Source organism: Streptacidiphilus sp. PAMC 29251 (assembly GCF_054208735.2).
Genome location: NZ_CM135725.2, coordinates 602,382 through 627,057, shown reverse-complemented (window position 1 = coordinate 627,057; position 24,676 = coordinate 602,382). Strand labels below are relative to the sequence as shown.

Annotated in this window: 11 protein-coding genes; 4 read left to right on the top strand and 7 right to left on the bottom strand. The window is 69.2% G+C overall.

All coding sequences use genetic code 11. The features are described 5' to 3' along the window. Nucleotides 1-101: 101 nt before the first annotated feature. Nucleotides 102-746, top strand: coding sequence for a dihydrofolate reductase family protein (locus ACXKR8_RS03075; protein ID WP_458271342.1), 645 nt, complete (start codon nucleotides 102-104; stop codon nucleotides 744-746). Nucleotides 747-861: 115 nt separating this feature from the next. On the opposite strand, the gene rox is transcribed toward ACXKR8_RS03075, so the two are convergent. Continuing rightward, on the bottom strand, nucleotides 862-2,298 hold the full coding sequence (gene rox, locus ACXKR8_RS03070) for a rifampin monooxygenase (RefSeq protein WP_458271341.1): 1,437 nt from the start codon (nucleotides 2,296-2,298) through the stop codon (nucleotides 862-864). Nucleotides 2,299-2,534: 236 nt separating this feature from the next. Between rox and ACXKR8_RS03065 the strand changes: the two genes are divergently transcribed. Together ACXKR8_RS03065 and ACXKR8_RS03060 are read left to right on the top strand one after the other, a co-directional pair. Beyond that, nucleotides 2,535-3,050 (top strand): trypsin-like peptidase domain-containing protein, encoded by a 516-nt coding sequence (locus ACXKR8_RS03065; RefSeq protein WP_462100288.1) that lies wholly within the window; start codon nucleotides 2,535-2,537, stop codon nucleotides 3,048-3,050. A 71-nt stretch (nucleotides 3,051-3,121) separates the two neighbouring features. After that, a complete protein-coding gene (locus ACXKR8_RS03060) occupies nucleotides 3,122-4,801 on the top strand; it encodes a cold shock domain-containing protein (protein ID WP_462100287.1) in 1,680 nt (559 codons plus the stop codon). A gap of 13 nt (nucleotides 4,802-4,814) precedes the next feature. On the opposite strand, the gene ACXKR8_RS03055 is transcribed toward ACXKR8_RS03060, so the two are convergent. The 6 genes from ACXKR8_RS03055 to ACXKR8_RS03030 form a co-directional block, all read right to left on the bottom strand. Beyond that, complete coding sequence (locus tag ACXKR8_RS03055; protein WP_458271339.1) at nucleotides 4,815-5,987, bottom strand: alpha/beta hydrolase family protein; 1,173 nt, start codon at nucleotides 5,985-5,987, stop codon at nucleotides 4,815-4,817. Between the two features lie 202 nt (nucleotides 5,988-6,189). Next, nucleotides 6,190-7,014 carry an SDR family oxidoreductase gene (locus ACXKR8_RS03050; protein ID WP_458271338.1) on the bottom strand — a complete coding sequence of 275 codons (825 nt, stop codon included), beginning with the start codon at nucleotides 7,012-7,014 and terminating at the stop codon, nucleotides 6,190-6,192. A gap of 94 nt (nucleotides 7,015-7,108) precedes the next feature. Continuing rightward, nucleotides 7,109-9,793 carry a DUF7507 domain-containing protein gene (locus ACXKR8_RS03045; RefSeq protein WP_458271337.1) on the bottom strand — a complete coding sequence of 895 codons (2,685 nt, stop codon included), beginning with the start codon at nucleotides 9,791-9,793 and terminating at the stop codon, nucleotides 7,109-7,111. A 141-nt stretch (nucleotides 9,794-9,934) separates the two neighbouring features. Next, nucleotides 9,935-10,192 carry a hypothetical protein gene (locus ACXKR8_RS03040; protein WP_458271336.1) on the bottom strand — a complete coding sequence of 86 codons (258 nt, stop codon included), beginning with the start codon at nucleotides 10,190-10,192 and terminating at the stop codon, nucleotides 9,935-9,937. A 61-nt stretch (nucleotides 10,193-10,253) separates the two neighbouring features. After that, nucleotides 10,254-10,517 carry a DUF1905 domain-containing protein gene (locus tag ACXKR8_RS03035; RefSeq protein WP_462100286.1) on the bottom strand — a complete coding sequence of 88 codons (264 nt, stop codon included), beginning with the start codon at nucleotides 10,515-10,517 and terminating at the stop codon, nucleotides 10,254-10,256. Nucleotides 10,518-10,840: 323 nt separating this feature from the next. Then, nucleotides 10,841-17,701, bottom strand: coding sequence for a LamG-like jellyroll fold domain-containing protein (locus ACXKR8_RS03030; RefSeq protein WP_458271335.1), 6,861 nt, complete (start codon nucleotides 17,699-17,701; stop codon nucleotides 10,841-10,843). A 790-nt stretch (nucleotides 17,702-18,491) separates the two neighbouring features. Here ACXKR8_RS03030 and ACXKR8_RS03025 point away from each other — a divergent pair. Next, nucleotides 18,492-24,605, top strand: coding sequence for an RHS repeat-associated core domain-containing protein (locus ACXKR8_RS03025; protein ID WP_458271334.1), 6,114 nt, complete (start codon nucleotides 18,492-18,494; stop codon nucleotides 24,603-24,605). Nucleotides 24,606-24,676 lie beyond the last annotated feature (71 nt).

The window sequence follows — 24,676 nt, the reverse complement described above, 5'->3', positions numbered from 1 at the left end:
AAAACTTCTGGGCCGCTGTCGATCCGGGCACTCCTCGTTCGACGCCATAGTGTGGGGCGCCCTGCCCCACGATCGTGCGCCAGGACCTGACGAGGAAACCCGTGGATCAGCTGCTGAGAGTCCAGAACATCACCATCTCGAGTGACGGGATCGGTGCCGGCGAGGACCAGACCCTTGAGAGGCCGTTCGGCTATGTCGATCCCGGGAGGCTGTTCTCCTGGGCCGGCGCCACGGCGAACTGGCCCAACCGGACCGAGCCCGGTGGGAGCCGCGGTCTCGACGACTACTTCGCGCGGGACTTCTCCCACAACATCGGGGCCGAGATCATGGGCCGCAACAAGTTCGGGCCCCAGCGCGGGCCCTGGCAGGACCATGACTGGCTCGGCTGGTGGGGTGACGTGCCCCCGTTCCACACCCCGGTGTTCGTCATGACCCACCACCAGCGGCCGTCGTTCTCGCTCTCCGACACCACGTTCCACTTCGTCGAGGGCGACCCGGCCACGGTCCTCGAACAGGCGCGGGAAGCGGCGCAGGGCAGGGACGTCCGGCTCGGCGGCGGGGTCACCACCATCCGGCAGTTCCTCGACGCCGACCTCGTCGACACCATGCATGTCGTGGTCGCGCCGGTGAAGCTCGGGACCGGACTGCGGCTGTGGGAGTCACCCGACGAGCTGCTCGACCGGTTCCAGCTGGAGGTCGTGCCCAGCCCGAGCGGCGTGACGCACCACCTGTTCTGGCGCAAGTGACACCAGGGCTCACTCGGGATGAAGGACGAGGTCGCCGCCGACAATCCGGTCGGCGACCTCGTCCGCCGCGATGCGACGGCCGCCCAAGGCCGGCGGTGGGCAGCTGGCCAGTAGCTCAGCCGGCGGGGGCGCCGAACCACGTCGGCAGGTGGCTGAGCAGATCCTGCTGGTCGTCGCCGACCCAGGCCACATGGCCGTCCGGCCGCAGCAGCACCGCGGGCAGGTCCAAGGCCTCATCGGCGTCGATGACATCGACGACATGGTCGACCCGGTCCGCCCACCCCGTCACCGAGAGCCGGCCGGTCTGGTCGAGCAGAAGGCCGCGGCCGCCGTGCATCAGCTCATAGAGGCGGCCCTGCTTCAGCCGCACGTCCCGCAGCCGCCGGCCGAGCAGATCGTGGCCCGCGCCGAAGTCGTAGCGGACCCCGACCGCGAAGACCATCCCGGTCACGTACCGGTTCACCTCCTCGAAGTCCATCAGCTTGGAGAACAGCTCGCGCAGCGCGGTCGCACCCGGATCGGTCCCCAGCAGCGTGATCTGCGCACGGGTGTTGTCCAGCACGGCGGCGCCCACCGGGTGCCGCTCCTGGTGGTAGCTGTCCAGCAGCCCTTCCGGCGCCCAGCCTTCGACCGCGGCGGCCAGCTTCCAGCCCAGGTTGAACGCGTCCTGCACGCCGAGGTTGAGCCCCTGCCCGCCGGTCGGCGGGTGGATGTGCGCCGCGTCACCGGCCAGCAGCACCCGGCCGACCCGGTAGCGCTCGGCCTGCCGGGTGGCGTCGCCGAAGCGGGACAGCCAGCGCGGCGAGTGCACACCGAAGTCGGTGCCGGCGACCGCCCGCAGCCGCTGCTTGAACTCCTCCAAGGTCGGCGCGCTCGCCCGGTCGTCGGACACGCCGTCGGCGGGCACGATGACGCGGAAGGTCCCGTCCCCGTTGGGGATGGTGCCGAACCGCAGCTGGGTCCTGCGGACCTCCTCGACGACGGCGGCGACCGAGGCCGGATCCTCGGTCATCTCCATGTCGCCCAGCAGCGTCTCGACCGTGGCGGGCACGCCGGGGAAGCCCACGCCGAGCAGCTTGCGCACCGTGCTGCGGCCACCGTCGCAGCCGACGAGGTAGCGGGAGCGGAGGTGCGTGCCGTCCGCGAGCTCGGCGGTGACCGCGTCCTCGTCCTGGCTCAGCCCGACCAGTTCGCTGCCCTGCCGGATCTCGGCGCCGAGTTCGAGGGCATGCTCGTTGAGCAGCCGCTCGGTGACCGGCTGCAGGGTGGAGAGGCCGTAGGGGTGCGCCGTGTCCAAGCTTTCCGGCCACGGCTTGTGGATGCCCCCGAAGAAGCCGCCGACCTGGAACTTCTCACTGACCGCGAGGAACCGGTCGAGCAGGCCGCGCTGGTCCATCAGCTCGACGCTGCGGGTGTGCAGACCGCGACCGCGGGACTCCCCGGTCGGCGCGGTCAATTTCTCCAGCACGACCACGTGCACGCCGTGCAGCCGCAACTCGCCTGCCAGCATCAGCCCGGTCGGCCCGCCGCCGACCACCATCACGTCAATCATCACAACGCCCGTTCCCGCAGATTGAATTTCAGCCTGCATTCTGCACCAGTGCCCACTGCGCATCCGTCAGGTCAGGGAGGGCGGGAAGCGGCATCGAAGGTTCTCCGATGTACTCCCTCCGCGACGGTGCGAGAGACGGTAATGTTCCCATCGGACTACCATTGATTATCGGCACGCAGTACCAGAGTTCAGCCGTCTGGCGGATGCGATCGAGGGTACTGACTGAGTGAGGGCCGGTGGATCGACAGCGCGTTGTTCGCGTCCGCCGAGGTGCGAGCGGGGGCGGCGGATCCCGCTACCGTTTTGGCTCTGGATACCTGGTGGCTCCGGGCTGGGTACTGACGGCCGCGCACGTGCTCATCGCAGCCGATTTCGCAGCCGATGTCCCCGGTGACATCACCAGGGCCTTGATCCAGGGGGCCGTACAGGAGGGCGATCCGTGCGAGGTCGCGGTCTGGGCGTCGCTGGAGGCGGCCGGTGACCCGGATGAAGTTCGCTGGTCGCTCGGGACTGTGGCGGCGCTGGATTCCGACCTGGACGTGGCCGCCGTGCGTGTCGGCGGCATCGGCACGGGCATAGGGGACTTGGCACTCGGCAGGCTGGAGGGGGACGAGCCGGTCCAGTGGACCGCGGTCGGGTTCCCGCTGGCCGGCCGAGATGCCAGGGGGCGGCAGCCCGAACAGGTGTGGGGTACGGCGTCCTCTGTCACGGGCGCGTTTATGACTGCCTCGTCCGGAAGGCATCTGGACTGACCGTCAACTCCCGGAACCCTCGGTCGACCACGCGGGGAACGTCCGGGTGGGCGGGCCTTTCAGGCGCGGCGGTGTTTGTCGGCGAGTATCTCGTCGGAGTCGTCATCGAGGATCCGCTGACGTTCTCCGAGAGCCTTGTCGCACGGCGGATTGAGGATGTCGTCAACCATGGAAGACTCGCCCCTGCTCTTGGAGGCCTGAACAGCAGGGTCGTCAGTGCGCGCGAACCCGGACTGAAGGATCTCCATCAACTCAGTCTTCCGCTCCGGCCCGAGAATTTCACCGGCCGGACCACGGAGATCGAAACGCTGGCACGTGCGACGGGCACTGTGGTGATCACCGGAGCAGGCGGAACCGGCAAGACCGGTCTCGCCGCCGAATATGCCCACCAGCGTCTCTCCGACAGCCGTTCGGCCGTCCTCGTGTGGTGGTTCAACGCCGCGAACCGCGTCGACCTGACCGCCGCGATGAGCGCTGTGTACTCCGAGTTGACGGGAGGACACCACGCCCGAAACACCGAGGTCGGCGCGGAGCGGCTGCGAAACTGGTTGCAGCATTGCCGATACAATTGGCTGGTTGTGTTCGACAACGCCGACGAGTCCCAGATCGCGGACCTGTGTGCCGAGAGTATTTCCGGCCGGACGCTGATCACCTCGAGACGTGGATTCTGGCCTCGCGGGTTCACCGTCATGAAGCTCGACACCTTACCCGACTCCGATACACGCTTGCTGCTGGAGCGCATCTCTGACCAGCCGATCGGGCTGGGGGACAACAGTCTGATTGCCAGCCTGGGTGGCTTTCCACTCGCCATCGAACAGGCAGGCATATGCATGCGCCGCACGGGTTGGGACGCTCGGCGATATGCTGACGAGACGAGAGCCATGCGGACCTCTCCCTACGCCCGGAACCTTTCCACTCCCGAACAGACGGTCGCCCGGGTCATCGACAGCAATTTGCAGCAGGCGACACGAGTTCCCGGCGGAGAGAAGGCCGCGGACCTCATGGGCGTCCTCGCCTACCTCGCCTCCGACAACATCCCCGCCCGACTGCTCGACCAGCGGGCGGGGCGTCATCTCCTCGGCGAGAGCCTGGAGGAGGCCTTGGCGCTCGACGCGTTGTGTGAGTACTCTGTCGCGACGCGAAGCGCCGACAACGTCAGAGTTCACCCCGTAGTGCAGAGCCTTGTGGTGTTGCGCCTCGAACACGCCTACGTGGTCCCTGCCGATTCGGGGGACCAGGACAGTGCAGCGAGCCGCGACCAGGGCCAGGGTCTTGACGCCGTCTATCGACATGCGGCTGCGGCTGCGGCGCTTGTCACAGGGCTGGGGGAGGAGATCATAAACCGGTTGCCGACTTCGCCCGCACCCGATGAAGGCGCTCGCCACCGCGAACTGAGGATCTGGTATTCGCATTACACGAGCGTCCGCGGCCACTTGAAACGGATCGCTGATACTCAGGGCCAGGGAATTGTCGCCTTCACGGTGGCCGAGGAATTTTTGCGGGTCGGTTCACGCGTGACTCGGATATTGTTTCTTGTGGGCACGGTCAAATGGTTCAGTCCCCTCAAAGGCTTCGGATTCATCGAATGCGAGGGAATAGATTACTTTGTTCACATATCAGCCGTGGAGCGTGCGGGGCTCAGCCGGCTTGCCGAAGGGCAGGAAGTGGCCTTCGAGGTCGCCAGGGAGAAGGGGAAGACCAGCGCCGCGAACATCGGCATCATCGACAGCAGCGATCGAGAAGGGCAATAAGGGCTCCGGGGCGTCAGGGCAGGAAGGTCACCTCCGGGAAGGCCGGGCTCGGGCCGTCGAGCAGGTGTCCGCGCCGCTGCCGCAGGTGCAGGTCGAAGAACGCGAGCGGGTACGCCTGCTGGATGCGCACCGCCCGGGCCGGGGCGAGGGTGCCGACCCAGTCCAGAAGATCCGCGTCGCTCATCCCGGCAGCCTTCGCCAGCTGCGGGATCAGCACCTGGGTGTCGCTGTACGAGGCGTGGACCGCGCCCGCCGCCTGGATGTCCAGCCGCCAGCCCCGCAACCGCGACCAGAACTCGGCGACGCTCGGCTCCAGGGCGCGGGTGAACTCGGCCGTGATCATCATGAACGGCCGGTCCAGCTCAGTGGTGATCATCGGCTGCATCGGGCCGTCGATGCTCAGCCCGGCCCGGACCCGCTGGTCCGCACTCATGACGAGGGCTGTCGCGGTCCCGCCCTTCGAGTTGCCGAACATCCCGATGCGGTGCCGGTCGAGGGCGCCGGCCAGGCCGGTCGGCAGCGGCCGGTGGTCGGCGTCCGGGTTGCGCCCCGCGGCGAGTTCCTCGACGCAGTCCAGGACGAACCTGATGTCCGTGGCGAAGTCCGCTGCGCCCAACGACGGTTCGTCGAGCGGGACGGTGATCCGCCCGTCGGGGAACTCGCTGAAGGCGTCGTAGGTGTGATCCACCGTCACCACCGCGTACCCGTGGCTGGCGAGTTCCTGGACCACGATGGTGCTCTCCGCCCGGTGGTCGTGCGCGCCGTGCGAGAACAGGACGACCGGCAGCCGTTCGACCGTCCGCCGCAGCGGGGCGCCCAGACGGCCGACCGTGTGGGGCGAAAGGGCCACGTCGGCCGGGAAGCCGTTGTACGCCAGCAGCGGGCGCAGCACGGCGGGTGGCGTCCAGAGCGCCGTCGGACACCGTCTGACGTCCCGGGCCGGGTACCAGACGGCGGCCATCAGCTCGCGGTGGTGCCCGGGACCGGCCACGGGGTCCGGACGTGAACGGTCGACCAGGTGCAGCGCCACCGTGCCCACCGGGTACGGCCCGGTGGGCACGGGCAGGACGGGCCGCACCGGGCCGGGGCCGGGGCCGGTCGGAGCCGCCCAGGCGCGGCCGGCCCCGGCGACCGGCACGGCTGCTCCGGCTGCCAGCGCGGCTCCGAGCAGATGACGGCGCGTCATCAGCGCACGGCCTCTGCTTCGGTCTCTGCCTCGGCCTCGGTCGTTGGACGGAGTGGTAACCACGGGCCCTCCCAGGGATTCTCGGACACAGCACCGGGCCACACGGTGGCCTTGGGATCATGCTGCTGCGAGGGCCGCGGGGACGCTATGGACCGAGACCTACCTCCGTGGTGGGCAAAACCCCTACTCTGTCCTCCCCGGCTCAGCCCTGCGCCAGCTCTGCCACGGGCTGCCACTTCTCCCACACCGCGAGACGCTGCTCGTAGTCGGCCTTGGCGATGCCCAGCGGCGCCGCACCGAGGAAGCAGCGCAGCGGCGGCTCGTCGGCGTCGACGATCTGCAGCACGGCCGCGGCGGACGCCGTCGGATCGCCCGGTGTGCCGATGCGCTTGCGGCGCTGCTCCTGCACCTCCTTGTGGAAGTCGGCGTACGCGGGCAGCGGCTCGGACCTGCTCGACGAGGAACCGGCCCAGTCGGTGGCGAACCCACCGGGCTCGATCAGGGTGACCTTGACGCCGAACGGCGCCACTTCCTGGGCCAGCGCCTGGCTCATGCCTTCGAGTGCCCACTTCGACGCGTGGTAGATCCCGACCAGCGGGAAGGCGCTGATGCCTCCGATGGAGGAGACCTGGAGAATGTGGCCGCTGCCCTGCTCCCGCAGGAACGGCAGCGCTGCCTGCGTGATCCACAGGGCGCCGAACAGGTTGGTCTCCAGTTGCGCGCGCGCCTCGGCCTCGGTGAGTTCCTCGACCAGGCCGAAGTGGCCGTAACCGGCGTTGTTGACCACCACGTCCAGGCGCCCGAACCGCTCGTGGGCCTGCTGCACGGCGGCGAAGTCGGCGTCACGGTCCGTCACGTCCAGACGCAGGGGCAGCAGCCGTTCTCCGTACTTCTCGCGAAGGTCGTCCAGCGTGGAGAGGTCGCGCGCGGTCGCGGCCACCGAATCGCCGCGTTCGAGGGCGGCGATGGCCCACTCCCTGCCGAAGCCGCGTGAGGCACCGGTGATGAACCAGATCTTCTGCGTCATGGTGTGCTCCTCAAGGAAACTCGTCATCCGTACGGTCAACACGTCGCGCGTTTTCTCCCACAGTCAACACCTTCGAGTGCACTCGAAGGCAACTTCAGCGGCGGCGGCGCGGGCGGGCGGCCAAGGCGGTGGCGAGGACACCGACGGCCAGGAGCAGGCAGCCGAGGAGGGCGGGGAGCAGGACCGGGCCCCCGGTGTCGGCCATGCTGCTCCCATGGTGCGGCGGTCGGCCAGGTGTGCCCGGCGTCCCGGCCGAGGGGCCGCCGGCGGTTCCGGTGCTGGGGGGAGTGGCGGTCGGGGGAGCGGTGGGTGCGTCGGTCGGGGGGCCGGGTCGCACGGTCACCGAAGCGGAGGCGGAGTCGTTGGCCGGGTCGGCGTCGGGTTGGTCGACCGAGGCCAGGTCGGCGGTGTTGGTCAGCCGGCCGACGGACTCCGCCGTGGCGGTCAGGGTGAGCGTGCGGGTCTCGCCCACAGCCAGGCTGCCGACCGTCCACAGGCCGGTGGCCGGGTCGTAGTCGGCCGACGGAGCGGCGGAGACGAAGGAGAGACCGGTCGGCAGGCGGTCCACCAGGGTCACTCCGGTGGACGGGGCCGGGCCGGCGCAGTGCGCGGTCACGGTGAAGACCACCGTCCCGCCGAGCGCCGGGTCGGGCCGGTCGACGGTCTTGCCCACGGCGATATCGGTGGGCAGCACCGGATCGAGGGTGTCGGAGGCGGTGTTGTTCCCGGTGACCGGGTCGGTCTGCGCGCCGGACACCACCCGCACCGTGTCGGTGATCGGCACGTCCTGGTCCACCCGCACCGTGAGCAGCAGCCGGGTGCTGGTCCCCTTGCGCAGCAGGGGGACGGTCCAGTCCCCGGTGGACGGGTCGAACGCGGCCCCGTCCGCCGCGACGGCGGAGGCCAGGGTGGTGCCCGGGGGGATCGGATTGGACAGCAGCACGGCGGAGGCGTCCTCCGGCCCGTTGTCGGTGGCGGTCACCGTGAAGACGGCGTTCCGGCCGACCACGGGCGCTCTCGGCGTACCGGTGACCTGGACCGCCACGTCGGCGGTGGCGCCGACCACGGCACTGGACGGCGGCGAGGTGACGACCTGACCGATCCCGGTCATGCCGTCGGCGGTCGCGGTATTGGTGAAGCGACCGGTGGACAGGTCGGCGGCGGTGAGCAGATGGTCGCCGGTGCAGGTGGTGCTCTCGCCGGGGGCGAGCACCGACACCGGGCACGCGACGGTGCCGACCGAGCCGGGCGGGTTGAGCACCGGGTCCTGCACCACCAGCGTGTGCACGGTCGAGCCGCCGCTGTTGGTCACCTCGAAGGCGTAGTGGACGTCCTGCCCGACCGTGTGCGGGGCGGGCGTGGTGACGGTCTTGGTCAGGGTCAGCGCCGAGGTCAGCGGCACGGTCACGGTCGCCGGACCGGACTGCACGCGGCCCCCGCCGTCGGCGGCGGCCGAGGCGACGGCCTGGTTCACCACCTGCCCGGCGGCGACGTCGTCCGCGGTGACGGTGTAGTCGCCGGTGCAGGTCACGGTGGACCCCACGGCCGGAGACGGCGGCACCGAGCCGCTCGGACAGCTGATCCCCGACAGCCGGTCGTCGGCCACCGTCAGGTCGTCCACCCCGACCAGGCCGGCGTTGGTCACCACGTACTGGTAGGGGATGACCGTGCCGGCGGTGATCTGCGCAGGCAGTGCGGCACCGGTCCGGTCGACCTGCTTGACCAGGGACAGCCTGGCCAGCGGAAGCACGGTGTCAGCGGTGACACCGCCGATCAGGTGAACGTCCGTGCTGCCGCCGGTGGACGCGCTGAAGCCGAACTTGTAGCTGGCGGGCAGGCCGGCCGGGGCCGGCTCGTCCAGCACCTGCTGCCAGCCCTTGCCGTCCTCGAAGTCGATCCGGACGATGACCTCGGGCGTGCGGGTCGGGGTGATCTCCACATTCACCCGGCGCTTGGCGACCGTCGGGTCGGTGTTGCCGAAAGCCGTGCTCAAGGTGCCGGGCAGGGTCGAGGCGTAGCGCTCCGGGTCGGCGGTCGGGGTGGTGGTCGAATCGATGTAGCAGTAGCCGTCGTCGCCCGCCCCGGGGCCGCGCATGGTGATCGCGTTCGGGGCGACCGGGCCGTCCACCAGGACCGGCGAGTGCTCGTTCGCGGGGCAGTTGTTGCCGCGCAGTTCGCCGTCGTTGAAGAAGTTGCCGTAGGCGTCCAGGCCGATGCCGAGGTACCCGCCCACCACGCCGGGGGTGAGGTGGCGCTGCGCGTAGCCGAGGCTGCCGCCGTCCGCGCCCTCGGCGTCCAGCGCGGTGGAGCCGTCGACCAGGTAGAAGCCGATGCCGTCGCCCGGTGCCGCGTTGCCCGCGTACTGGTACTGGTCGAAGGTGACGGACAGGCCGGCGGAGGCCGGGATCGGCCGGCGGTACAGCAGCGAGCCCCTGACGAAGCCGCTGGCGTCGTTGAGCTGGAGGTATCCCGGAGTCACCCCCGGGGTGGGCGGCGGCCCCGAGCCGTTGACCGGACAGGCGGGGATGGGCGCGGCCCCGCTCGGCGGGCTACTGCCCGCGGCGGCGCCGGTGAGACAGGTGTTGCCCAGCGGCTCCCAGGCGGCGTCCGGCACGGAGTCGCCGCTGAAGGCCTCGTCCACGATCGAGGTGCCGCCGGTGGGAGGCTCGGCAACCCGGACGGCCTCCCGCCGCAGGCTGCGGTGTGGTGACGGGGACGGGTGGACGGGCGCCGCGGCGGCCACCGAGGTCGCGACGGCCAGGGCGGCCAGCAGCGCCACCGCTCCTCTTCGTACCGGACCTGCGCCGTGTCCTGCCGCCACTGCTCGGCCCCTCTGGGTCGGTACCACTGCTTCCGGCCCAAGGATCGGCGAAGCAGAAGCCCGTACCCGGCCAGTCGGCCGAAGGTGGGCGTGTTGAGCCTATCGGCGGTGTCCGCTGATGATTTGAGTGATGGTGAGGGGGTCTTCGCCGAGGGTCTGCAGGTGTGCGGCGAGTCGGTGGACCTGGGCGTCGCGGGCGGTGACCTCTTCGGCGGTGTTGGCGATGGCGATGTGGGCGCCTTGGGCGGCGCCGGCGTCGAAGACGCGCTGGATGAAGGCGGCGGCTGTGTGGCGGTCGAGGTGATCTGCCAGGTTCAGCAGTTCGTCGGTGTGGGCGAGGACGGGATCCGGCTGCATGGTTCCATGAGACCGCGTCCCGCATGGCGGCGCATCGCCAAGCCGGCCGTCTCCGGGAGCGTTACAGCCGAACAGTCATCTCCACGCTCACAACGGCGCCCGCCTCAAGGCCCTGCGGCTTGCGCACCGCGTTCTTGAGCGGCAGCAGATAGCCGCCGTCCTTCGGGAAGAGCGACGTCGTGAAGGTGGTGTCACCGATCCGGGCCTCGACCGGAATCACGCCCCATCCGTACGTGGCCATCGCGGCCACCTCACGGATGTCGGCGCACTGCTCCGTCGGCACGGCGGCGAAGTAGAACGGAGCGGGCCCACGCCATTCGATCACGCTGCTGGTGAAGACGACTTTTCACGAGGCGAACCCGTTTCGGCAGGGGAGTCGGACCAGCCACAGCGTAGCCGCAGCGCGCCGACGCCTTCTTCCGGCCGCTCGCCGGACGCCTGGACGCGCTGATGTCCGATACCCGCCGGAGCTGCTCCAGCAGTTCGAGGCGCTGGTGGGCCGCCTGTGCTCGGCCATGGACACCCAACTGGCCCAACCGGACCCGGCCGAGGACGGTGCGTGACCCGCACCCACGGGGTCCGAACGCGGGAACCCCCGCTTCGACCGGGTCGAAGCGGGGGTTCCGGTGAGGTACTGCCGGGGCGGACTCAGCTCAGCGCGCTCACCTGGCTCGCGGACAGCGTCTGCGGGTAGGTGTGCAGGTCTGCCACCGAGCCCGGGAAGGTCGCGTACGGGGCGGGGTTGCTGCTGTTGACGCAGCCGCCGACGGTGAGCGGTGCCGAGGAGTCGTACTGGGGGGTCGGGTTGGTCGCCGTTCCGGTCAGGGTGCCGTTCTGGTAGATCGACATGACTCCGGTGCTTGCCTTGAAGGTGACGACGAGATGGGTCCAGGTGCCGAGGACGGCGGTGTTGGGTCCCCCTTCGGCGGTGGGCCACTGGGCGTTGTCGTCGTTGCTGGTGGTGGTCTGGAACTCCCAGCCCTTGTTGACGCTGTCGTAGCCGATGTAGAAGGCCTGGTGTTCGCTGGTGCTCTGGCAGACGGCGGTGGACGAGGTGTTCGAGCCGATCTTCACCCAGGCCGAGACGCTGTAGTCGCCCGCGGTGTTGATCGCGTTCTGCTTGCTCTGCAGCATTCCGGTGGTGCCGTCGAAGGCCACCGAACCGGTCCCCGCGCTGGTGCTGGTCGGGTGGTCGGTGCCGTAGGTCGCGCCGCCGGTCACGGTGAACGGGTTCAGCGCGCCGGTGTCGGTGCCGTCGGTGGCGAGCTTCCACTCGTCCTCGGGCATTCCGTTGGTCCAGCCCTGCGGGACGATCAGGCTGGCGGTGTCGGCCAGGGCCGGTGCCAGCGCGGTGGGGTAGACGTGGACGTCGGCCACGGAGCCGGGGAAGGTGCTGTAGGGGGCCGCACCGCTGTCGCTGTTGACGCAGCCGCCGATGGTCAGCGGCATCGAGGAGTCGTACTGGGGCGTGATGTTGGTCGCGGTGCCCATCAGCGTGCCGTTCTGGTAGATCGACATCAGACCGGTGCTCGCGTTTCCGTCCACCGGGGCGGTGTAGGTGACCACCAGATGGGTCCAGGCGCCGACGACGGCCGTGTTCGGCCCGCCCTCGGCGGTCGGCGAATCCGCTGTTCCCGCGTTCGCGGTGGTGGTCTGGAACATCCAGCCCTTGTTGCCGCTGTCGTAGCCGATGTAGAAGGCCTGGTGTTCGCTGGTGCCCTGGCAGACGGCGGTGGAGCCGGTGGCTGAGTTGATCTTCACCCAGGCCGAGACGCTGTAGTCGCCCGCGGTGTCGACCGCGCTCTGCCTGCTCCGCAGGAAGCCGGTGCTGCCGTCGAAGGCCACCGAGCCCGAGCCGCCGTTGAGGGCGTTCGGGTGGTCGGTGCTGTAGGTCGCGCCGCCGACCGGGGTGAACCCGTTCAGCGCGCCGGTGTCGGTGCCGTCACTGGCGAGCTTCCACTCGTCCTCGGGCATTCCGTTGGCCCAGCCCTGCGGAACGATCAGGCTGGCGGTGTCGGCCTGGGCCGACTCCAGCGCGGTGGGGTAGACGTGGACGTCGGCCACGGAGCCGGGGAAGGCACCGCTGTCCGGGGTCGTGGCGGTGCCGCTGTTGACACAGCCGCCGATGGTCAGCGGCAGGGACGAGTCGTACTGGGGGGTGGCGTTGGTCGCGGTCCCCATCAGGGTGCCGTTCTGGTAGATCGACATCAGCCCGGTGCTGGTGTCCCCGTCCACCGGGGCGGTGTAGGTGACCACCAGGTGGGTCCAGGTGCCGATGGCGGCGGTGTTGGGTCCGCCCTCCGCGGTGGGCCACTGGGCGGTGTCGTCGTCGCTGGTGGTGGTCTGGAACATCCACCCCTTGTTGGTGCTGTCGTAGCCGATGGAGAAGGCTTGGTAGGCGCTGGTGCCCTGGCAGAAGGCCGTGGCGGTGGTGTCCGAGTTGATCTTCACCCAGGCGGAGATGCTGTAGTCGGCGGTGGAGTCGACGGCCGCGTGGTCGCTCTCCAGGAATCCGGTGCTGCCGTCGAAGGACGCCGAGCCGGTGCCGGCGTTCAGACTGTCCGGGGCGTCGGAGCCGAAGGTCACTCCGCCGACCGGGGTGAGCGGGTTCGAGCCGTCGCTGTCGCTGCCGTCGGCGGACAGCTGCCACTCGTTCTCAGGCGTGTCGTCGTCGGGCGCCAACGCCACCGCGACGTCGGGGGCCACGACGACCGTGCTCTGCACAGCGCTGAGGTACCCGGCCGCCAGGTCGCTGTAGTACGCGTTGTCGGGGTTGCCGGCGTTCAGGTCGGCGGCCTTGACGGTGGCGGAGGTGTCCGTGCCGTCGGAGGAGACCGCCGCGGCGAAGTCGACGATCCCGTCGCTGAAGTTGGAGCCGCTGGTGAGATAGCTGTTCACCAGCTGACGGGCCGATTCCTGTGCGGCCGTCGCGGTGTGGGTGAACGGCGGGATGGTGGCCACATAGGTGGTGATGTAGGAGTTCTGGCTCAGATAGGCCCCGTCGGGTCCGGTGGACAGCCCGTCGTCGGTGTTGTAGGCGCGGATCTGGCTGACCAGTGCGATGAGCCCGCTCTCCACGTTGGTGGCACAGGTGTTGGCGGTGCCGGTGCAGTTCAGCAGGTCGCTGGTACCGGTGGAGAGCAGCACCGTGCGGACGTTGCCCTGGGCCAGGACGCTGCGGTCCACCGGCCCCAGTGCGTTCAACGGCTGCGGCGCGTTGGTGATCTGCGGCAGGTGGTTGTTGTTCAGGCTCCAGCTGTTGGTTCCCTCGTTGAGCACGCCGTAGGGGACGGAGCCGTCGCCGGGGCCGTTCGGGTCGTTGACCAGGGCGCCGGTGATGGCGTCGCTGAGGTGGTGCTGGCCGTCCCCCTGGCCGGAGTCGGCGTTGACCGTCTGGTCGCCGAAGAGCACCAGCGAGCCGGTGGGCGCGGAGACCGGGGTGGTGACGTCGATGCCGGACAGGTAGGGCAGACCGGTGTAGGTGGTCGCCGTGTAGTTGGTCGCCGCGGTGTCGGCGGTCCGGTTCGCGGCGTCGCTGATCCAGACCGGGGTCTGGGCCGAGGCGTGCCCGGGCAGGGCGCTCGCGTTGGCGCTCAGGTGCAGGCTGACCAGCACCGTGTCCTGGGTGTCCGCGGAGATCGGCACCGGGTCGCTGGTGGCGTCGCCACCGGCGGGGATGGCGACCGAGGCGTGGCCGCCGAAGGTCAACGCGATCGGTGCCGCGGCCGCGGTCGCGCCCCCGGCCGTGCTGTCCTGGAGCGCGAGCGACGCGGCGTCGAAGGTGACCGGGCTGGTGCCGGTGGCGTTGGAGAGGTGGATCCGGACGGCGTTGCCGGTGTCCGTGCCACTGTCGTTGCTGGTGCCGATGCTGAGGTGGGCCGGAATCCGCAGGGTCTGACCGGTGAGGGCGACCGTGGCCCCGGCCTGGTTCTGCACCTTGGCGGTGTCCTGCGCGTCGGCCCAGCTGCCCACCCAGTGGGTGGCGCCGGCGTTGGTGATGCTGGTCGGGCGGATGCCGAGACCGAGGATGTGGATCGAGGACTGCCCGGCCTTCACGCCATTGCTGAACAGCGGCAGCGAGACACTGGTGATCTTCGCGCCGGGGCAGCTCAGCGGCACGCTGACGGCGTAGATCTTCGGCGCGGGGCTGGGGCTGGTCTGGGTGTTGTTGCTGTGGTTCTCGTGGACCAGGGTGGCGACGGCGGAGTCGGCGGGGCCGGCCACCCAGTCGGGCACGGTGTCCAGGGTGTAGCCCTGGTCGACCGCCTTGGTTCCGCCGGGCAGGCAGTTGCCCGGCGCGTAGGTGACGGTTCCGGTCGCGGTCTTGGCGCCGCCTCCGGTGGCGAAGGCCAGGAAGACCAGCGCACTGCCGTTGTTCTGCGTGGTGGTGGGCACCGTGACGATCTGTCCCGACCCCAGCATGTTGTCGGCGTTGCCGGTGCCGAAGCTGGGGAGGGTGATGGTGGCGCCGTCCACGGTGACCGTCTTGCCGCTCTGCCAGCCCAGCGTCGAGGTCAGGTCCGGTGCGTTGATGCTGGTGCCGGAACCGTCCGCGTCAGCGGTGCTGGTGGCCGCGGGTGAGGCCGTGAAGGTGCTGGTCGCCGTGTTGTTGAGGCAACCGCTGGTGGCGATGATCGAGCAGCTCAGCGTGGGTGCGATCCGGAGCACGTCGATGCCGGCCTGGAAACCCGCGGAACTGGGGTTCTTGCTGAGCAGCGCGAGGGTGAGCGTGTGCACACCCTTCTTCAGGGTGAGCAGTGACCCGTCCTTGCTGCTCTTCGGGATGCCGAAGTCGAGGTACTTCGTCGTGGTGAACGAGCTGTAGGCGTCGAAGCCGCCGATGAGCACGGACTCGGTGGGCTGGCCCTTGTCCAGGGTCAGGCTGTAGAGGCCGTAGTCCTTCGCCGTGGTCAGGTCGGCGCCGAGGTCCCAGGCGGCGTCCTTGGGGATGTCGAAGCTGAACACCGCCCGGTCGCCTGCGGCGACCTTGACCGTGCTGCTCTTGTTGCCGAGCATCGCCTGGAAGCCGTCGGCGTAGTGGGTGCCGGAGGTGTTGCCCTGGCTGACCAGCTGGCCACCGGTGCTGGTGGTGGTGGCCTTGGGCACCACGGTGGTGGTGCTGTCGGTGTTGGTCGCGGTGTAGCCGCTGATCAGCTTGTCACCGTAGGTGAACACCGGCGTACTGGTCCCCGCGCTGAACAGGTACGGGGTCTGCTGGATCGAGGTGGAACCGGCCTGGTCCACGGATTTGGCGAAGAGGGTGTGCGGACCGGTGGTACCCGGAGCGAACACCGGTGCCGCGCTGCCGTTGATGACGGAGGTCCCGGTGCCGGGGCCGTTGTCGGCGGTGGCGTAGTAGACCTTGCCGGGCACGATGGCGGCGCCCGCCACCCAGTGCGGCGTGCTGGTGGTGTAGACGGTGCTGCCCAGCGTGGCGTCGAGGGACACCAGGTAGCCGGTGATGTTGTTGGTGTGGTTGTTGTTGAGCACGAAGGTGCCCAGGTCCGAGAACGCGCCGCCGATCTGCTTCGGTGGGAACTGGGTGGAGCTGACGGTCGGCGCCGGCGGGGCGGTCGTGTCGATGGTGAAGGTCTGGGTCTTCGTCCAGATGCCCGCGCCGGGTCCGACCCAGTAGCCGGCCGCGTTCTGTGCGGTGGCCTTCCAGGTGTAGGTGCCGTCGGCGAGGTGGGGCGTGGTCCAGTCACTGCCGTTGGTGTTGTACTGCGGTTTGCCCTTGGCGTTGAGGTTGGGTCCGAAACCGGTGGCCACCTCGGTGCCCGCGGAGTTGTAGACCTGGTACCCGATGCGCACCAGTTCGCTCGCGTGCGGCGTGAGGTCCGGGTCGATGGCCCGGGCCGACAGCGTCGGGGTGTGGGTGGTGGTGAAGATCTTGCCGGTGTTGGTGATGGACGGCTTGACCGCGGGGTCGCCGGTGCCGTCCTTGAGCTTGGGCCGGAAGCTGTAGGTGACCGACAGGGTCGCGCCGCCGCCGTAGGCGAACTGCTTCCACTGGGTCGCGTCGTTCATGTTCGGCGACTGCACCATCAGCGTCATGGTGCCGCTCTTGGCCGCGGCGGTCGTCTGGGCCCGTGAGGTGACGTCGAACTTCAGCTCAGGCGGACTCACATAGGAACCGGTCCCGTTGGTGACCGGGCAGACGCCGGCCTCGTGGCTCTGCGGATTACTGGGGCCGAGGGCGCCGGTGCGCACCGTGGGCTCGTGTCCCCAGTACAGGGTGGAGGAGCTCCAGCCGGCCGGGGTGTCGGTGCCGTAGGCGGCGGCCGGGGTGTCCGCGCAGGAGGCGGCGGAGAGCTGCTTGACCTCCAGGTAGGCCTCGGAGACCTCGGCGCCCTTGATGCCGCTGGTGTCCATCTGGTAGTAGGTGCGGGCGCGTTCGCCGTTCCCCGGGGAGTTGTTGTCCCAGCCCTCGCGGGCGTTGGTCGCCCCCGTGGTCGAGGTCGAGTTGTAGACGTTCCAGCCGTTGTCGGAGATCCGGGCCCACTTGAGCTGGGTCTTGGGGCCCGACCACTCCGGGTCGACGAAGACCGGGTAGGTGACGCCGGGCGCGGTCAGCAGCGCCTTGTCCAGGCCGAGTTGCTGCTTTCCGCGCGAGAGCTTGACCTGGACCTGGGCCCGGTGGGCGCCGACCTGGTCGGACCGCAGGTGCTCGGCGTGCGCGGCGGAGGGCGTGGTGGCCGGGGCGCTCGACGAGGCGTCGACCGGGGCGCCGCTGCTGTCCCACATCAGGGCGGTGTCGCTGTGGAACACGGTCTCGCCAGTACGCCGGTCGACTGCCTGGGCGCCGCCGTCGCTGGTCTGGCTGAGCGTCACATTGCCGCTGGTGGTGCCGAGGGCGAGATTCGCCAGCCCCGGGTCGTTCGCCGCCGCGGCCGACTTGAGCACCAGCACGGAGGAGTAGCCGGAGGCGTCCGCCGTCAGCTGGAGGTCGACGTCGGGCAGGACGTCGGGGTACGTCGCGGTGTCGCCGGAGATCACCGGCTTGGGCAGCGCGGTGGGCCAGGAGAAGCCCAGTGAGTCCGTGCCGGTCGCCATGGACACCAGGGTGTTCGAGCCGCCGCCGGAGAAGGACAGGCCGGTCACGGCGGCCTTGGGGCCCCAGGTCCCGTCGCTGTGCCGCACCAGCGAGGTGTCGATGGACACCCAGCTTTTACCCTGCTTCACCCGCTGCGGCACCGAGGACGAGGTCTGGGTGTAGGTGCCGTCCGGGTTCGCGACCACCAGGGTGCCACTGTCGGTCAGTTGGTCGACCGTCACCGGCTTGCCGGTCTTCCTGGCCACCGCCGACGCGGACTCCAGGGGGTCGAGGCCGTGCGCCGCACTCTTCGGCTTGCTCGCGCCGGAGCGCTGCGGTGCCTTCGCGGGCTCGGCCGCGTGGGCGATGCCACCGGTGGCGAGCGAGGTGGCGGCCACCGCGGCGGTGACGGCCACAGCCAGGAGCCGGGACGTCGAACGCCCCGGCCTGGTCGCGGCGAATCGGGACGTGGACATCGTGATAGCGGCCTTCCGAGAACGATCGGCCCCCATGGGCCCATACCGCTGAGCATTCTCAGCTGCGAAATAGACCCAGGTCCACGCGTTTTGATCTTCCCGACGACCGGGTGTGTCCTTTTTATGGCCGTCCTGGGCGATATGTAAATCAATTCATGAACACCTCTTACCTTCGGAGCTCCATTCGCGTGCACCGGGAGTGAAAATCCGCATTTGTATCCCATTTCCCTCCCGTTATCCAACTGTAATCATTAATGGATGCGGCCCGACTCGCCTGGGTCCTAGGGTGTGCCACTGCAGGGTTGTGGATCATCCACCACCCGGCTTCTGTACGCCCAGGGCTGGGGCACGTTCCCATCCGTTCGGGGTGTGAACGCGGGGGAGGGGATCGCGCACCATGGTGCGAATCGTTGGACTGTCTCACCGTCAGGTGAGTTCGCTCAGACGCCGGGTGGCTGTGCTCACGGTGACCACGGTCCTCGCCGGCGGCCTGCTGTCGACCGGTCAGGCGCAGGCTCTGACGCAGGATCAGACAGTGCGGCACGTAACCGCGCCGGCGGTGCCGCGTGACCGGACGGTCCCCTCCGTCCCTGCCGTCCCCGCCAAGACGCCGGCGGTCAAAGCGTTCAAGCGCTTCGACCCCGCGGGGCAGAGCACCCTGCCCGGGGCCGGTGCTGCGACCGTTACGCTGCCTGCCGCTCCCGCTGCCGTTTCCAGCAAGGACCGGAATGCGGTCCTGGCCGCCACCCCTGCCCGGACGTCGGTGCCGGTACGAGCAGGATCCCTTCCGGTGCTGCTCGCGCCCGTTGCGGCAGCAGGCGTGCTGCCCTCGGCGTCCGCAGGGGCGGCCCGGATCCGGGTGCAGGTCGTCGCGCAGAAGACCGCGCAGTCGGCCGGTGTCCACGGCGTGCTCTTCACGGTGCGGCGGACGTCCGGGGCGACCGGCCCGGTGGGGCTGAGTGTGGACGACTCCACCTTCCGCTACGCCTACGGCGGCGACTACGCCTCGCGACTGCACCTGGTCCAGTTGCCCGGGTGCGCGCTCACCACACCGCAGTCGCCGAAGTGCCAGACGCAGACCGCACTGGGCGGCACGGCCGGGGCGCCGCTGTCGGCCCGGATCAGCCTGCCGGCGACCTCCGGTGCGATGGTGCTGGCCGCGACGGCGGGAACCAGTGGTTCCTCGGGCGACTACTCGGCCACGAAGCTGGCGTCCGGCGGGACCTGGTCGACCGCGGGCAACACCGGGTCGTTCAGCTACAACTACCCGATCACCGTTCCGGCTGCGATCGGCGGGGCATCCCCGACCGTCTCGCTGTCCTACGACTCCTCCAGTCAGGACGCGCTGACGGCCGGGACCAACAACCAGTCCTCCTGGGTGGGCGACGGGTGGTCGTCCACCGAGAGCTACGTGGAGCGCACCTACCGCTCCTGCACCGACATCAAGGCGACCGGGGCACCCGCCAACGACGGCGACGAGTGCTGGGACGGACAGATCCTGACCTTGTCGCTGGGCGGCAAGTCCACCCCGATCGTCTACGACGACGTCAACCACAGCTTCCATCCGGTGGAGGACGACGGCACCACGAAGATCGAGGACCTGACCGGTGCGACCAACGGCACCACCAACGGTGAGTACTTCAAGGTCACCGAGGACGGCGTGCAGTACTTCTTCGGCCTGAACCACCTGCCGGGGTGGGCCAGTGGGAAAGCCGAGACGGGTTCGGCCTGGTCGGAGCCGGTGTACAACGCGCACGGCGGGGTGGCGGCCTGCCCGAGCGGTTCGTTCGCGGACACCGCGTGCACGCTGGGGTACCGGTTCAACCTGGACTACTCGGTGGACCTGCACAACAACGCCACCGCGTACTACTACAACCCGGAAACGGGCTACTACGGCGCGGACATGAAGAACACCGCCGTGGCGTACACCCGCGGCGGCACCCTGGCCCGGATCGACTACGGCATGACGGCCTCGACCGTGTACTCCGCCACCGCTCCCGAGCAGATCGTCTTCGACGCCAGCGCCGAGCGCTGCATCGCCGGCAGCCCGGTGGCCGCCAACACCTGCGCGGACTCGCAGTTCACCGTCGCCAACGCCTCCTACTGGCCCGACGTGCCGATCGACCAGAATTGCGCCAAGGGCGCCACCGACTGCACCAACCACGGGCCCAGCTTCTGGTCCCGCAAGCGGCTGACCTCGATCACCACCCAGGTGCAGATCGCCGGCGCCACCCAGCAGGTGGACCAGTACAAACTGGTGCAGTCCTTCCCCGACGGCGGGGACCACGCGCCGACCCTGTGGCTGGACTCCATCCAGCACATCGGCCTGGACACCAGCGGCGGCGCCACCGCCAGTGCCAGCACCCAGCCGATCAGCTTCGACCCCCCGCTGCAACTGGCCAACCGGGTCGGCACCATCCCGCAGATGCCGGCCATGTACCACGACCGGATCCAGACCCTCACCACCGAGACCGGCGCCCAGACCACCGTGGTCTACAACACCCCGGACTGCTCCACCGCCCCGGCCAGCGACCCCAACGACCCCACCGACGCCGCCGCCAAGACCTTCGCCTCCACGAACAAGCTGTCCTGCTTCCCGGTCTACTGGACCCCGGACGGTCAGCCCAATCCGATGCTGGACTGGTTCTACCTGCACACCGTCGCCTCGGTCACCACCACCGACCCGCACAACTCCTATGCCGACGGCACCCAGCCGGAACTGGTCACCGAGTACGCGTACAAGGGCGACCCCGGCTGGCACTACGACGACAACGAGACGGTCAAGGCGAAGAACCGCACCTGGGGCCAGTTTCGCGGCTACCCCGAGGTCGACACCACCACCGGCGACCCCAACGTCTTCCACTACACCAACGGCGTCGCCGTCCACGACCAGAAGACCCTCACCAAGACCTACTACTTCCTCGGCATGAACGGTGACACGCTGCCCTCCGGCACCCGCACCGTGCCACCCCTGGTCAGCCAGGACGGAACCACGGCCACGGTGCCGGACGACAACGCCCTGGCCGGCGAGGTCTTCGAGACCGACAGCTACTCGAGTGCCTCCGGCTCGCTCGTCAAGGCCGCGGTCACGGTTCCCGGCATCATCGGGCCCACGGCCTCACGGGCCAGGACAGGGCTGCCTGCGTTGACGGCGCAGATGGTCCGCACCACGAAGACGTTGAACCGCGAGGCCGTCTCCTACGGGTGGCGCAAGACCGAGACGGACACCTTCTACAACACGGCCCTGGGCCAGCTGACCACGGGTATGCCGGTGCAGGTGGACGACCGGGGTGAGACAGCGGACAGCAGCAACGTCGAGAAGTGCACCTACACCCGCTATGTCACCGACGCCGGCGACCTGCTCGCGTTGACGGCCGAGACCACGACCACGGCCCAGGACTGCACCAGCGCCAACGCCACCCGCAGCGGCGCCCTGATCTCCGACACCCTCACCGCCTACGACGGCCATGCCTTCACCTATGACGGCGCCTCACCTGCGGGCACCGCCCCCACCAAGGGTGACATCACCCAGGTGAGCCTGGCCTCGGCGGCCACCGGTCCCACCGCCACCGCCTACCTGGTGAAGGCTGCCACCAGCTACGACAGCTACGGGCGCACCACGTCGGTGACCCGGACACCTGACTCCTCGGCACCGAACGGGACCAGCCTGGCCCAGACGGTCTCCACCGGGTTCACCCCCGCGACCGGCGCACTGCCCACGGCCACGGTGACGGCCACTCAGGTCACCCCCGGCTTCAGCTGCACCACCGCGAGCGTGGACTCCAAGGACTGCCAGGTCGAGAGCGCGATCCTGGATCCCGCCAGAGCCCTCCCCATCAGCAGGACCGATGTCGGCAAGCTCACCACCACGGTGACCTATGACGCCCTGGGGCGCACGGTCGCGGTATGGCTGCCGAACGAGAACCAGGCCGCCGGGGCCCCGGCGAACACCACCTTCAGCTATGCGCTCTCCACCACCGCACCCACGGTGGTCACCACTGGCACTCTGCTCGACAACGGCACCTACAGCACCAGCGAGACCCTGTACGACGCCATGCTCCGGGTCCGCGAGACCCAGGCCACCTCGGAGAACAGCAGCACGACCGTCACTGACACGCAGTACGACAGCCACGGGTGGACCGTGGTCACCAACAACTCGTACAGCATTGCCGGCAGCCCTTCGAACAGTCTGGCCAAGATCTCCCTGGTCTCGATCCCCGACACCACCGTCACCGACCACGACGGGACGGGACGGGCCACCCGGACCACCGAGGAGCACGACAATGCCGTCACCTCGGTCAGCAGCACCGCCTATGCGGGTGACCGGACCACGGTGGTGCCTCCTGCGGGGGGCGTGGCCACCACCACGGTGACCGACGCCCGTGGGCAGAAGACCGAGTTGGACCAGTACACCGCGGCCCCGACCCTGTCCGGCGACGCCGCGGACGGATTCACCGTGAGCAATGGCACCAGCACGGCCACGCACTACTCCTACACGGCCGCCGGGCAGGAGAAGCAGGTCACCGCGTCCGACTCGACGACCTGGCTGTTCAGCTACGACCTGCTGGGCCGCAAGTACTCCGAGAAGGACCCGGACGCCGGGAGCAGCGGCTACGGCTACGACGACGCGGGAAACCTGGTCTCGACCACCGACGCCCGCCAAGTCGAGCTCGACTACACCTTCGACCTGACGGGTCGCAAGCTGACCGCCACCGACAAGTCCAAGAGCGGCTTCGAATTCGCCAGCTGGCTGTACGACACCCTGCGGATCGGTCAGCCGACCTCCTCGACCCGCTATGTCCAGGGCACCACCGGCGGGTACACGGTGGCCACCTTGGGATACACCACCCTGGGCAAGGCCACCGGATCCAAGATCACTCTCCCCGCGTCGGAGGCACCGCTGCCGACGACGTGGACCACCACCTACGCATACAGCATCAACGACCAGCTCATGTCGTCCGAGAGCGACCCGCGGGTGGGCTCGATGGCGGCGGACAATCTGGTCTACAACCACGACCCCCTCGGTAATCCCACGACGACGGGCACCAGTACCGCGACCTATGTCGGGGGCACCACCTACACCGACTACGGTGAGCCCGCGCGGATCGTTCTGGGCCCGTCCACCAACCAGGCGTGGGAGACCTACTCCTACGACGACCAGACCCGTCGGCTGACCGACCGCCAGGTGTCACGTACCCAGGCGCCCGGCCCCCTGGTGGATGACACCCAGTACACCTACGACGCGTCCGGCAACCCGACCTCCACCAGCAGTCTCCAGTCGGAGACCGGCAACACCGCCACCGACCGCCAGTGCTACAGCTACGACAGCCTGGACCGTCTCGCCAATGCCTGGACCACCAGCAGCAGCGCCTGCCCCGCGGGTGCGGCGGCGCCGGCCGCCGGCACCACGTCGACCACGGCCGGCTCGTACTGGCAGTCCTTCAGCTACGACGCGGTGGGTGACCGCAGCCAGAGCGTCGACCACGCCACCGGCACCGGTGCCGACGCCACCACGGTGTACCACGACGGATGCACCGGTACCTGTGTCAACGGCCCCCAGCCGCACACCCTCACCGCCACCACGGGTGCCAACCCCACCACGCTGACCTACGACGCCGACGGCAACCTGCTCACCCGCGGCCCCACCGCGGGTACCGGTACCGGACAGAGCCTGGTCTGGGACGACGAGGGCAATCTCCAGCAGGTCACCACCACCGGCTCCAACCCCAGCACCACCCAGTACCTCTACGACGCGGACGGCAACCAGCTCCTTCGCCGTGATCCCACCCAGACCGTCTTCTTCGCAGGCGACACGGAAATCGTCGTCGGCACCAGCAGCACCCCGCACACCCTGCTCGGGGCGATCCGCACCTACTCCATCGGTGGATCCGGGACCGCGATCGCGATCAGGTCGAGCCTGCCCGGCGGAGGGGTCGAGTACCTCCTGAGCGACCCCCACGGCACCGCCACCCTGGCCATGGACACCACGACCCAGCAGGTCTCCCGGCAGCAGTACACCCCCTACGGCGAGCTGCGCGCCAGCGCCGACAGCACGGCATGGCCGGATCCCACGCACTCGTACCTCGGCAAGGCCCAGGACGCCGTCACCGGCTACACCGACATCGGGGCCCGCAAGTACGACCCGGTCTTCGGCCTGTTCATCAGTGTCGACCCGGTCTTCGAGGCGACGAGCCCCCAGCAGATCGGCGGCTACACCTATTCCGGGGACAACCCGGTCACCAGCAGCGACCCCACCGGACTTCGACTCGCCTGCGGCCCCGGCGAGGATGCGGCCTGCCCGTCGAACTGCCCCAACGGATACTGCAAGCCGCCGCCCACGCCGACGGCTGATCCGTGCTCAGCTGCCGATGCCTACGAACCGGGCGGCGCCTGCTTCCAGGGTGGCGGCGGGGACGTAACGCGCTACGTGGCAGCACGGAACTTCATCTACCAGCAGATCGTCCAGATGCTGGCCAGCCCGCAGTTCGCCGAGATCCACCACCTGGACAACCCCTCGGTCCTCGACTGGGTCTTCGCACAACAGGGCGCCATGCAGGTCACTGCTCTGAAGAATTTCGCGGCGATCATCGGGAACAACAAGCCTTGGGACTTCAAGAAGCAGGTCACCGATCTGCTGAGCACCATGCCGATTCCCACCGGTGGAATCCCCGGCTACACCAGATTCGCCGGCGATCCAAGGGTGCAGATATATTTCAATATCTGGGCGAACATATCCTATGGATATGTCGGCCGGGCGGAGGGCTTCAGTGCCCTGACCCTCCAGGTCGGCGCGGAGGTCAATGCCGAGAGATCAGGTACGAACACGATGGGGAACTACTACGGCAGACAAGCCGGCATCGACCTTTACGGGGTCTTCAAACTTGATGGGCCGTCAGCGGCTTGAGCCAATTGACTGTCACGTTGGGTGACGATGCCGGGTGTGGTGTGCCCCGGATGCAAGGAGCCCGCAGGGAT